The 11,815-nt window shown below is 44.7% G+C and carries 9 protein-coding genes; 4 read left to right on the top strand and 5 right to left on the bottom strand.

What is annotated here, in order from left to right:
• Positions 1-56 precede the first annotated feature (56 nt).
• Together V7R39_RS12205 and V7R39_RS12200 are read left to right on the top strand one after the other, a co-directional pair.
• The gene (locus V7R39_RS12205; RefSeq protein ID WP_334030966.1) at positions 57-1,250 is read left to right on the top strand and encodes an MFS transporter; all 1,194 of its coding nucleotides are present in this window, start codon (positions 57-59) and stop codon (positions 1,248-1,250) included.
• A gap of 219 nt (positions 1,251-1,469) precedes the next feature.
• A complete protein-coding gene (locus V7R39_RS12200; protein ID WP_334030965.1) occupies positions 1,470-4,172 on the top strand; it encodes an ATP-binding protein in 2,703 nt (900 codons plus the stop codon).
• A 140-nt stretch (positions 4,173-4,312) separates the two neighbouring features.
• Here V7R39_RS12200 and V7R39_RS12195 read toward each other — a convergent pair whose 3' ends face one another.
• From V7R39_RS12195 to ubiD, 4 genes are all read right to left on the bottom strand, one after another.
• Complete coding sequence (locus tag V7R39_RS12195) at positions 4,313-5,395, bottom strand: hypothetical protein (protein ID WP_334030962.1); 1,083 nt, start codon at positions 5,393-5,395, stop codon at positions 4,313-4,315.
• A gap of 303 nt (positions 5,396-5,698) precedes the next feature.
• On the bottom strand, positions 5,699-7,045 hold the full coding sequence (locus V7R39_RS12190; RefSeq protein WP_334031084.1) for a M28 family metallopeptidase: 1,347 nt from the start codon (positions 7,043-7,045) through the stop codon (positions 5,699-5,701).
• 249 nt (positions 7,046-7,294) lie between these two features.
• Positions 7,295-7,990: an NAD(P)H-flavin reductase gene (fre, locus tag V7R39_RS12185; RefSeq protein ID WP_334030961.1), complete on the bottom strand. Its 696-nt coding sequence runs from the start codon at positions 7,988-7,990 to the stop codon at positions 7,295-7,297.
• A gap of 53 nt (positions 7,991-8,043) precedes the next feature.
• Positions 8,044-9,513 carry a 4-hydroxy-3-polyprenylbenzoate decarboxylase gene (gene ubiD / locus V7R39_RS12180; protein WP_163106883.1) on the bottom strand — a complete coding sequence of 490 codons (1,470 nt, stop codon included), beginning with the start codon at positions 9,511-9,513 and terminating at the stop codon, positions 8,044-8,046.
• A gap of 224 nt (positions 9,514-9,737) precedes the next feature.
• Between ubiD and V7R39_RS12175 the strand changes: the two genes are divergently transcribed.
• Together V7R39_RS12175 and V7R39_RS12170 are read left to right on the top strand one after the other, a co-directional pair.
• On the top strand, positions 9,738-9,989 hold the full coding sequence (locus V7R39_RS12175) for a TIGR02647 family protein (RefSeq protein ID WP_032094905.1): 252 nt from the start codon (positions 9,738-9,740) through the stop codon (positions 9,987-9,989).
• Between the two features lie 117 nt (positions 9,990-10,106).
• On the top strand, positions 10,107-10,757 hold the full coding sequence (locus V7R39_RS12170; protein WP_239060093.1) for a tetratricopeptide repeat protein: 651 nt from the start codon (positions 10,107-10,109) through the stop codon (positions 10,755-10,757).
• Between the two features lie 163 nt (positions 10,758-10,920).
• Here V7R39_RS12170 and V7R39_RS12165 read toward each other — a convergent pair whose 3' ends face one another.
• Complete coding sequence (locus V7R39_RS12165; protein WP_334030959.1) at positions 10,921-11,763, bottom strand: cytochrome b/b6 domain-containing protein; 843 nt, start codon at positions 11,761-11,763, stop codon at positions 10,921-10,923.
• Positions 11,764-11,815: the final 52 nt, after the last annotated feature.

The raw sequence follows: 11,815 nt of genomic DNA, 5'->3' as shown, positions 1-11,815 counted from the left end.
ATACGAGAAAGGTAAGCTGCTATACAGGATATTTTAGCGCTTTTCGGTATCTTTACATGGCATCGACTTTTTCCCGGCACAACTTTTACTTGGTAATAGGTACATTCACGTTACTGTCTGTACTGGGGCAGGTTTCCACTAGCATCTATACTCCTTTCTTCCACGACCTAGCCCATAACTACGACAGTCACATTAGCCTTATAGAAAAAAGTGTGGCTATCTTTCTAATCGCTTTTTCAGCTTCACAGTTACTGTCTGGCATTCTCTGCGATTACATAAGTAAACGTTATTTTCTATTATGTGGAATTTTGGTGTTTATGGGCGGCACGCTTTTGGTTGCATTGGCTGATTCAGACAGCAGCTTTCTTTTCGGTCGAATTGTGCAGGGCCTTGGCGGCGGCGTCGGAGTGTCAGTGTCACGGGGTTTATCGAGGCAAATATTTGATGAAAAGCAACTGAGTATATCTCTCTCCATTACCAACATGGCATTTGCTATTGCGCCTGCGATTGCTCCTCTATTAGGCACTATAATTGGAGAGCAATTAGGCGTTTCTGCCATCTTCTATTTCGTCTTAGCGATAGGGGGAGTAGCCTTATTACTTCTTTTAATAGCTTCTGAGACTATTTCACTTCACAGCCCGGCGGTTTCACCTAACGTTTCAGGTGAAACCTTCAGGTTGATTAAAAAGAGTAGTGCGCCGATCATCTTGGTGGGCGTGGCAAGTGGATTGCTCTATGGAATCGTGTTTTGCTTCGTCACTATTGCGCCGTCGATGATTATGGAGCAGCATGGGCTGAGCAAAACGTTATTTTCTATCTATTCATTGCTCGCAACCCTTTCTTTTGTTGCAGGCAGCATACTTAATATTCGACTTTCTAAGTGGTCAACCTTACTAAAATTTAGATTATCGAGTGTTGCCATACTGAGTCTATCGGTACTCATTAGTGTGCTGACATTTCTTCTAAAGTTTGACGGATTAGTTATGATGCTTGCTTACAGCTATGCCACTTTCTTTTTTATTGGTATTGCTATGCCGTGCAGCGTCACTATTATGCTGAGATTTTCAGCGAAATCAGCGGGCTTTTTGGCCGCATTGGTGGGCTTTTTTCATTTAACCGGCGCTGCCGCAGGCGCTTACTTAGTTGCTTATATAGGCAGCACGTTGTTGATGTTGCCTGCGTATACCTTCGTTCTTATTGCTACTGGCTTATGCCTTTTAAGTGTGACTGCTTGCTTGTTCCTAAAGTAGGCTAGGACATAATTTGCTGTTTTGGTGAAAAGTTAGTTCATCCACGTTTTTATTACTTCTGCGGTATTTTTTATTAAAAAATGAGCAAAAAAGTGATTGTTGACGGTAGAAGCTTTACTATGCTCGATTAGTTATTTTATCAGGTGCTTTCATGATGTTGCGCCTGAGTGACGCCTCATCTCTTGCTAGATAGTGGCGTATCAGAAAAAGGTTTCCACTATGAGTCAAGCTTCGCCACAATCAAACGAGAATTGTGCAGACGAACCCATTCACCTTATCGAAAGTGTGCAAAGCTTCGGTTACGTGATAGCCCTTAATCCGGCAGATAAAATCATTCAAGTTGTCAGCAGCAATATTGACGGACTTTTCAAAGTAGACATTGTTCCGGGTAAAACACTTATTACTGAGCTTTTTACCATTCCAAACCCAGAAGCTCATACTTTCAAAACCATCTTTGAAGCGGTAAAAGGTGGCAAAGTACGTCACGCTTATCAATGGCAGTTTGCACAAAACGCGCTCTGGTTAGAAGACTGGGAAAAAGAAGGCAGTGGCGTTGCGTATGAATCTAACGGCTTACTGGTTATTGAATTAGAACCTACGCCACAGTTAAGTTATGAAGCAGCGCAGAAGTGGGTACCCATGGATATGGACTTGCGTGCGCTATTGCCCGATGTAGATGACCGCGACTCCATAGGCGATGTGGCAGATAGTATAGCGCGATATTTTCAAGACTATGTGGGTTTTGATGCCGTCATGGTTTATCAATTCGACGATGACTATTGCGGTGAAGTCATCGGTGAGGCAACTGAATCTGAGAATAAATCGTTTAAAGGTCTTAAATTTCCAGCGACGGATATCCCGCAGCAGGCGAGAGAGCTTTATTTATTGAATCGCGTGCGCTGCGTGCTCGATGTTAACGAAGCAGCAATTCCATTGTTGCCTCGTATTGAGGAGTCGGAGCGCCCGCCACTCGACCTTTCTATGTCTATGGTACGCTCAGTTTCTCCTACTCATATTACCTATCTTAAAAATATGGGCGTTCGTTCATCATTTTCTGTATCTTTGGTGTTTGAAGGCAAGCTATGGGGCCTAATAGCCTGTCATAGCAAGCAGCCGGTATATGTCGATCAGAAGAAGCGCCTAGTATGTGAATCACTCGGGCACCTTTATGCATGGCAACTACATACAAAGACGCTTCATGAAAAAAAGGAACGTTTCCAGAATCGTCAGCGTTCATTGAATAACATTGTTCACCAGCTAACCTCTTATTCTAACCCGCTCGATGCGATAACAGAGAAAGAAAAAGAATTATTGCAGGTTGCGGACTCATGCGGCATGGCGGTGATAACACCATCGAGTAATTACTTTGTCGGCAAAACCCCCTCAGAATCAACAGTAATGAAACTGCTAGAGAAATTTGCCACGCCAAACTCTGAGCAGTCCGTTACGTTAAATCGACTGGCGGAACAGGTGACAGACTCGTGCAGTCTCAATGGTATTCGAGGTATGTACATATCGTGCGTGTCTGCAAAGCTTGGCTATTATACGGTGTGGTTCAGAGAGCAGCGGGATAAAACTATTCGTTGGGCAGGTCGGGATGCCGCTAAACAGGACAAGCTGAAATCACTAACGCCTCGGAACTCTTTTGAGCTTTACTTGCAAAGTGTGGCAGATGAATCGATGGATTGGACCGAAGACGATAAGTTAATTATTGAAGGCTTCGATCACTTATTTATTCCTTACGCGTTAAGTTTGAAATCGTCTCTTGATAAGCAAATCAATAAGCTTGAAGAGCTTGATAAGGCAAAGGACCAGTTTTTAGCCAGTATTTCTCATGAGCTGCGTTCGCCACTTAATTCGATAGTAGGCTGGACCGATCTGGCGCTGATGGACGTGGATAACGTCGATAGGATGAAGGATGCCTTAGGTGTTATCAAGCGCGCGGCGTCTACGCAAGCGGCATTGATAAACGATATTCTCGACTTGTCGCGCATAATATCGGGCACAATGAAGCTATCTACTCACTCGTTAAAGATCACTCATTCTATTTCAGAGGTGGCTAAGTCATTTGAAGCCGGATTCGCGGGCAAAAATATCCAGCTATCGATTAATTGTGAGGATGAGCATACGCAAATACTCGGTGATAATTTACGGATTAAACAGGTTATTAATAACCTGTTAAGTAATGCGCTTAAATTTACTTCAAAAGGCGGCACTGTTCATATTAAAGGTAGACGGGAACATTCAAACTACCTTTTCAAAGTAAAAGACAATGGAAAGGGCATGACCCGTGAGCAAATTTCTCACGTGTTTGAGCGCTTCTATCAGGGTAAAAACGAGCACAACAAGAATGGGCTGGGGTTAGGTCTTTCTATTGTGAAGAGCCTTGTTGAAATGCACGGCGGAGAAATTTACGCAGAAAGTGACGGTCCTGATACCGGCACAACATTCTTTGTCTCGCTGCCCATTGCGCCGCTAAATGTATTCGATGAGATTATAGAGGTGAAGAACACCGAAATAAGCGACTTGTCTCCATCGCTTCGACTAAACGGTTTGCGGATTTTAGTTGCCGAAGATGAAAAAGATGCCAGAGATTTTATCAAACTCTTTCTAGAATCTAACGGTGCGCGGGTTAACGTGGTGAAAAACGGTTTGCTTGCGTGGAAAGAGATTAACGAAATGCCCGAGGCGTTTGACCTTGTGTTATCTGACATCGGTATGCCAGAGCTGGACGGTTTGGGGCTAGTGCTTAAAATTCGCTCTAGTGAGTTTGCGCAAATATCGTCACTTAATGCAGTAGCACTGACGGCGTATGCGTATACTTCTGACCGCGTAAAAGCACTGAAAGCGGGCTTTAATAACTACGTATCTAAACCTGTTGACGGCGAAGAGCTGCTCACCATCTTAGAGATGTATATGTAGGGAAACCCTATTGTAGGCGCCAAGGGTCGTTATCAAACGGCTTGCGGCGCTCTAAAAAGCCAATTGCGATGGCATTTTCTAAAGTGACCAACAAATCCAGAAAGAAAAAACCAGAACGCAAAACACTAGAACGCAAAAAACTACCAGCGCCTTAAAAGCGTCTCGTAGGTAGTCGCATCAAGTAATGAAATTCCCTTGTTCATTGCATCGCGTTTTTCTTCTTCAATACTGTTTTCTTCAATAGCGTTTTCTTCACTATTCGGCAACGCATTGAATGCCTCAGCTTTAGAGGTAAAAACGGTGCCGTCTATTACAAATAGACTATCTCTGGAAACAGGTGTTGAATCTAGATTGTAGGCGGTTTTAAGTAAGCTCGATGTGCGGGTAATATCGGAATGCCCAATGTAATCGGCAATGCCGTCTTGGTTTATGTCTTTAAGCAACCAGCTTATTTGAAGGAGCTTATTATACATCCCATTTGTTTGCATGGCAGATACAGCAGTATTGAAGTTGTTAATAATCTTCTGCGCGTTAGGCACGTCGTCGCGTATCGCTAGCTGAAACCCACTTTTCATCAAAGGCTTTGCAGAATAGTGCAGAGTTTCTTCTCTATCGTTTGCGAGTAAGGTATTGAACTCTCTTATCAGCAACTCAGATGTAATTAAATAGGGCGCTCTGTCGTCGGCAAGTTGGCGAAACGCGTCAAAGGTGGACGGATTGCGCGACCATTTAATGTCTTTAATTAATCTGAAATTTGGGGTGTTTGCAAAGCGATTTTCAATCGCCACGCGGTTGCGTTTCAAATGCTGAAAAATTTTGATTTGCTCTACCTCGGCATCTTTACTGGCGGCATAAAGATATAGGGGTAAAAACACGTTCGATGTGATTACGCCTTCTATTTGCTGGCCCATATTTAGAAAAGCATATTCACCGTCTACTCTTCCTGCTCGAACAGCGCTTCCTAAAAAAGCCTGACGCATGACTTTTAAATTAGCATCGGTGCCACTTTGCGCTAGCGCAGTGAATACTAGGTCATTCACTCTCGCAGGCTCACCGTCGTCATTAACGTAACTCTCGAAAGGGGCTGCGGCCAGAGTGACTTTATTTGGCTTTTCATTTGATTGTTCAGCTAATTGGGCATTTACGTGAGAGAGGGCCGACATGCAAAAGATACATGCAAGTGTGGTGGTAAACGTAAAACGACTAACACGCTTTGTGAGCAAGTTATTTTTCCCCTTTGACCGATATAATGGTTTATACACTCTAAGGCAGATATAAAGTTTAATCCACCGCGGTCATATTAACGACAATTAACACTGCGTACACGAAGCGGAGGTGTTAAAGGCTTTTCTAAAAGCTGACTTAAAGGCTGACTTAAAAGCTATGTTTAAAAAAAAGCGCTGCACGTTGGTGAAGAGGGGCTTAAATACAGGTGGATATGAAGCCTCTTCATTACAGTCACAGCGCTTTGTTATTTTACTCATGTGGCTATTTGACCAGTTTAGTCAGTGGGCCATATTAGCACTTTATTCACCAAAGCTGCCGGCTGGGCCTGGGTAAACGACCACGCTTTCAACGCCATCGTTGTTGACACTGGCAACGCCGAAGAAGTAATTGTCAATCACTACATTCTCAAGGGTAGCTTCAGTAACATCACCAACGAATTTACTGAATTCCCATTGCGGCGCATCAGTATGACGCCAATACACTTTATACCCTTTCAACTGAGGGTTTTGCGCTTCGTTTAACGCATCCCACATCAAGGTTGTAGAAGGCTGAACCGCGCCTTTTATCGACACGTTTGCAGGTGGGTTAGGTGCCCATGCCATAGAAGCCAAGGTTACGGCGTTTAAGCCTGTTAATTTGGCCGCATAGTCAAAGTTTACGCCATCGAGGGTATCGCCATACTTAATGCCATCTTCTTCACGTAAATCTTGATGCTGACGCGTGTAGTTTTCGTTGGTTTCCATAATGCGGATGCCCGGATAGCCTAGGTCGTTAAACGGGCGGTGATGACCGCCTCGACCGAACCTGTCTAAACGGTATACCACCATGGTATCGAGATTTTCAATATACTGGTCGGCCACCTTGTCGATGTAGCGAGCCAGGTTACGGCTTGGCGAGTCTACTTCACCACCGGTGAAACGGCGGCGTCTTGCTTCTGCTTCAGTTTCAGTAACTCGTGTACCTTCAGCAAAAATACGGGCTGTGGTGTTGTTGATAACCCCATTCACCCCTTCAATATTGCCAATCATATCGTTGTTAAGTACCGCTTTTATGCGCCAGCCATCTTTTTTAGCTTGGTTCGCCATAATACGGCCGCCAAAAAGGCCTTGTTCTTCACCTGCCAGCGCGGCATAGACAATGGTGCCGTTAAATTCGTACTTAGACAGTACTCGAGCGGCTTCCAGCGTACCGGCTACACCCGATGCATTATCGTTAGCTCCAGGAGAGTCAGACGTAAAATCCATGACATCGGATACGCGAGAATCAATGTCGCCAGACATGATGACATAGCGCCCAGGGTCAGTAGCGCCACGCTGAATAGCAATAACACTGACTACCTCAGTAGGGTTAGGAATACGTTTTTCACCGCTGATAGTTTCAGACTGAAAGTATACTTCTAAGCAGCCGCCGCACTGAGCAGAAATTTTCTCAAACTCAGATTTAATCCAACGCCTTGCAGCGCCGATACCTCTGGTATCAGACTCAGTTTCAGACAGGGTGTGGCGGGTGCCAAAATTAACCAGCGTGGTGATGTCGTCTTCTATTCTCTCTGGTGAAATAGATGCGGCAATATCATACAATGCTGCCTTTTGCTTGGTGTCTGCAGCATGAGCATTATCAATTGTAGTGGCACTCACAATTGCCATAGGAAGTGCTAATGAAAGCGCAGACAGACCCACGCTTTTAAATGTTGTAGGAATATTTTTTATCATTCTTTTCTCCAAGGGTGCTTTTAACTGAACACTAGGTGACAGAGTTTCTCAACCATAGCGGATACGTTAGAAAGGAACAATTGGAGTAAACGTGTACAGCAGTTAGTTATCGAATTTGAAGGAATCAAAAAAAGCCGACAGTGATCAGTCGGCTTTTCAAACACTAAAAGAAGTAGCTGGTTTTTAAATAAAGGCGAACGCATCACCAAATAAGTTCTCAACCTTTAATCCGCGCTGCGTGAAGTCATCACGAACGACTTTGGCCATTTCAAAGCGGCCAGCAACATATACCTGAATTTCACCGAAGTCGGCATGATCAGCCATTGCTGCATGGTGTACCCAACCCGTTCTTCCCGTCCAGTCGTCAGAAGCAAACTCAACCACAGGTACAAAGGTAAAATGGTCGTTTGCCTCGGCTAGTGCGCTAAGCTCATTGGCTAAGTACAGGTCGTTTGCGTGCTTACCACCCCAATACAGCGTTAAAGGTGTTTTATCGCCGCGTTGTAAGTGCTCTTTTAAAATAGAGTAGGTGTAGGAAAATCCTGTGCCGCCAGCAATAAGCACCATGGGTAAACCATTGCTTTGCAAGAATGCATCGCCATGGCCAAGACTGAGCGTTATTTCTCGGTCTTGCTGCATGCGCGCTAACACTTCACCAGCGTAGCTGTTACCTGGCTCTGCGCCAATATGAAGTTCTACTCTGTTATTGTCGTAGGCCGGGTTAGCGATAGAAAACGGGCGCATATCTTTTTCGCCCATCACCACCATGGCGTACTGACCTGCTTTAAACGCTACTGCTTCTGGTAACGTTAGCTCAACTTTTTGTACTACATCGGTTAAAGGCGTAATGCTTGCAACCTTGCAATTAATCTGTGGCATGTATTCTCTTCTTACCTTTTGGTTTAGCGTGTCGCCTTTGCTCTTGAGCCTGATTATTTCATAATACCAAGTTCATCCCAAATATCATCAACACGCTTTTTAACGTCTTCATCCATAACGATGGGCTCGCCCCACTCGCGGTCGGTTTCACCAAACATCTTATTGGTCGCATCCATTCCCATTTTAGATCCTAACCCTGATACTGGAGATGCAAAATCGAGATAGTCGATAGGAGTATTTTCTATCAATACCGTGTCACGGGCCGGATCCATACGCGTAGTAATGGCCCAAATCACATCATTCCAATCTCGCGCATTCACGTCATCGTCACATACAATAACAAATTTGGTGTACATAAACTGGCGTAAGAACGACCAAACGCCCATCATCACGCGTTTAGCATGGCCTGGATACTGCTTTTTCATGGTAACCACTGCCATTCGATAAGAGCATCCTTCAGGCGGCAGATAAAAGTCCACAATCTCTGGAAATTGCTTTTGCAAGATAGGGACAAATACCTCGTTTAGGGCAACGCCTAAAATGGCTGGCTCGTCTGGCGGACGTCCGGTGTAGGTAGAGTGATAAATAGGATCTTTTCTGTGGGTTATATGCGTTACAGTGAACACAGGGAACTCGTCTACTTCGTTGTAGTAACCAGTGTGATCGCCATAAGGCCCTTCAGGCGCGGTTTCATCCTGCGCAATATACCCCTCAAGCACTATTTCAGCGGTTGCGGGTACCTGCAGGTCGTTACTGATGGAAGAAACCACTTCCGTTTTGTCACCCCGTAACAACCCGGCAAATGCATACTCAGATAGCGTGTCGGGCACTGGCGTAACGGCACCTAAAATAGTGGCAGGGTCGGCACCTAGTGCCACTGACACTGGGTAAGGTTCGCCGGGGTGAGTCTGACACCACTCACGAAAATCCAGCGCACCGCCGCGATGAGATAACCAACGCATGATCAGTTTATTCTTAGCAATAACCTGTTGGCGATATATGCCTAGATTCTGACGTTTCTTGTGCGGCCCGCGAGTTACGCTGAGCCCCCACGTTACCAATGGCGCGGCATCGCCGGGCCAGCAGCGCTGAACCGGAATTTTTGATAAGTCTACATCATCCCCTGTTAGCACCACTTCCTGGCAGGGCGCTTTTCTAACCACCTTGGCAGGCATGTTAAGCACTTGCTTAAACACGGGAAGCTTTGACCACAGATCTTTCAATCCTTTTGGTGGCTCAGGCTCTTTCAAATAGGCTAGAAGCTTACCCACTTCTCTTAACGCTTCTACCGAGTCTTGACCCATACCCATCGCAACACGCTGAGGTGTACCAAACAGGTTTGCCAACACAGGCATAGAATGATTTTTTGGGTTCTCAAAAAGAAGCGCAGGACCGCCGGCACGCAGGGTGCGATCGGCAATTTCAGTCATTTCTAGGTCGGTATCAATCGGCTGGCTAATGCGAACCAATTCGCCTTTGCTTTCTAGTTGGCGAATAAAGTCGCGTAAATCTTTATACTTCATTGGGGCTGCACATCCACGAACTCATGTTATGGCAAGAGTATACTATTTAGCGGTAAAGTCCGATCAGTTCGCGGTGTGAAATCCAGATTAAAGGTTTAATAGTGGTTATTTTGAGAAAATGATCTGGACAGTGCGATTAATTGTGTGTGATATAGGAAATGGCGCTATAACTAATAGAGAAACATAAGCGCTATAACTTTCAATCCTTTGCCTAAGGTGGTTGTATGACAACATTCGATCAGGACATGCTCGACGAGTTAAATTTACTCCTCAAATTTCCCGACAATAGCCTGCTACAAGGTTTAAAAATTCACCACGACGCAAGTCAAACCATGGTTAACGCCGCCTCTCGATTATACTCAAAAGGACTTATCACTCTGCCTGATGGAGGTTATCTTACCGATTTAGGTATTGATCTCGCCGATCACGCCCGTCATATTCAGTCTGCTTTATGTTCCACCAAAGGTGGCCATTAAACTAGGTTGCTTGGAAAGTGTGGTGGCTTCAAAGAAGTAAGCAATGTAGTTAAGATATTCTATACTTGGACGATAACTTAACTACGCTTGCTTTATCTTTTGTTAGAATTCGTAATTATGAAACCATATTCTCTAATCACTATCGCGATCACTTTTTTACTGCTTAATTTTTCTGTGCGTGTTCATGCATTGGAAGGCGAAACCATTGAAGAAATACGTGCCGTTCAGCTTTACAGTCAAGATGCGCTTATTGAAATGATAAATGCAAACACGCATTTAGATAAAGTGCTGGCCGATCGCTGTCAGCTTGTTCAAGATATTGAAGCGCGAGCGGAAGTGCTAAAAGTACCAGCTTATCAGTTTCTTTGGGGTGACATGCTGGCGTGGGGAGTATGCGTTGATGAGGAGCCTGCACGAGGTATTGGCTATATAGAAGATGCGGCGAACCAGGGCTTGCCCGCGGCGTTAGAACAGCTAGGCCGATATTACGCAAACGGAACTCTGGTACAAGAAGATAAAGAGCGCGCCGTTGTTTATTTGCGAGAAGCGTCAGCACTTAAGAATTTAAAAGCTCAAATTCAATTAGTAGAGCTGTTCCTCGCTGGCTACGGTAGTCCATATGATTACGAAGATGCCTACCACTGGCTGCATAACGCCATTACTAACGACAAGGCGCAGCACAAAAAAATAGCATCTTACCTTGATGAACTAGAAACGCTAATGCACCCCAAAGCAGTTCGCGCTGCAAAACGGCCTATGGATAGCTAAGGCACGTTAACCTTTACTATAGGAATTTAGCCCCTCTCGGGTAGCGCTGGCGTGCTGTATATACCGCGTCAAATGGTTTTGATTTAGTCCACTAGACCTTCAATCATTTGCCTTGTCTAACACCACAAAGACCGTTGCGAAAATGCTCGGCAAAGATTACGCCCTAAGACTTATCATCTCGCGACAAGTTTCGCCGTAAGCCCGTTATCATAGGGCGCAGTAACTGTACGCGCCCTCTGTATTGGACAAAAAACACTGCTGCAATATGTATCAATACACACGCATATAACACATCAGCAAATATGCTGTGCACCCATTCCAACGTGCTATTGCCAAATAGGACGTCAACTTCCTCCATCAGAAACCCGGTAATACCGAGGCCAAAAAATAAACCTATAACCGCAAATATCATGAGCCAACCAAAGGGATTATGCCCTGTTTGGACAGGCACATTACGAAGTTTTAAGTGCTGTAGATGTTCTTTAAAGGCTTGGCTACTTAGGTTAACAGTGCGAAAGCTAGCGTAGTTCGACTCGCAGACCCCTTGATTATCAGTATTACTGATATGCCTGTCATAAAAAGCACTGCTATGCCTGTCACAAAAAGTATTACTGTTATGCCTGTCATAAACATCACTGCTATGCCTGTCATAAAAAGTATTGTGACAGTCATGAGAAATATCCCTGTCATAAAAAGCATGAGAAACATGCCTGTCTTGATAAGTACTTTCTACTGATGGGCGTGTGAATCCCCAAATGATGCGCACGACGATAAAAAACACGGCGCTGTAACCCGCAATTTCGTGATACAGACGCCCTGGCTCAACAATAAAGTAATTCGTGATAAAGCAGATAACCAAGCCCCAGTGACATAGCCTTACCACACCATCCCAAATACTAATGTCTTGTAGGCTATTGCTATGATTGTTATTTCTAGGGTAGTGATTACTGCGGTGGTTATTTGTAGGTGGTGTATCTTTCACAGGTTGTGTTGTGCGCTCTGTCATACCATTTGCCTTCGCTTGGATACACGGCGTCGAAAACAAAAAAGCGCCGCAA

Source organism: Alteromonas sp. P256 (genome assembly GCF_036864455.1).
In the GTDB taxonomy this organism is placed as follows: Bacteria; Pseudomonadota; Gammaproteobacteria; order Enterobacterales; family Alteromonadaceae; genus Alteromonas.
Note: the sequence above shows the minus strand (reverse complement) of the source record. Positions and strands in the feature narration are given on the sequence as shown.

Bases quoted from the DNA above. Each gene is read 5' to 3' on its own strand.
- V7R39_RS12205 (WP_334030966.1), top strand. From the start codon at position 57: ATGGCATCGACTTTTTCCCGGCACAACTTTTACTTGGTAATAGGTACA.
- V7R39_RS12200 (WP_334030965.1), top strand. From the start codon at position 1,470: ATGAGTCAAGCTTCGCCACAATCAAACGAGAATTGTGCAGACGAACCC.
- V7R39_RS12190 (WP_334031084.1), bottom strand. From the start codon at position 7,045: ATGGCAATTGTGAGTGCCACTACAATTGATAATGCTCATGCTGCAGAC.
- fre (WP_334030961.1), bottom strand. From the start codon at position 7,990: ATGCCACAGATTAATTGCAAGGTTGCAAGCATTACGCCTTTAACCGAT.
- ubiD (WP_163106883.1), bottom strand. From the start codon at position 9,513: ATGAAGTATAAAGATTTACGCGACTTTATTCGCCAACTAGAAAGCAAA.
- V7R39_RS12175 (WP_032094905.1), top strand. From the start codon at position 9,738: ATGACAACATTCGATCAGGACATGCTCGACGAGTTAAATTTACTCCTC.
- V7R39_RS12170 (WP_239060093.1), top strand. From the start codon at position 10,107: ATGAAACCATATTCTCTAATCACTATCGCGATCACTTTTTTACTGCTT.
- V7R39_RS12165 (WP_334030959.1), bottom strand. From the start codon at position 11,763: ATGACAGAGCGCACAACACAACCTGTGAAAGATACACCACCTACAAAT.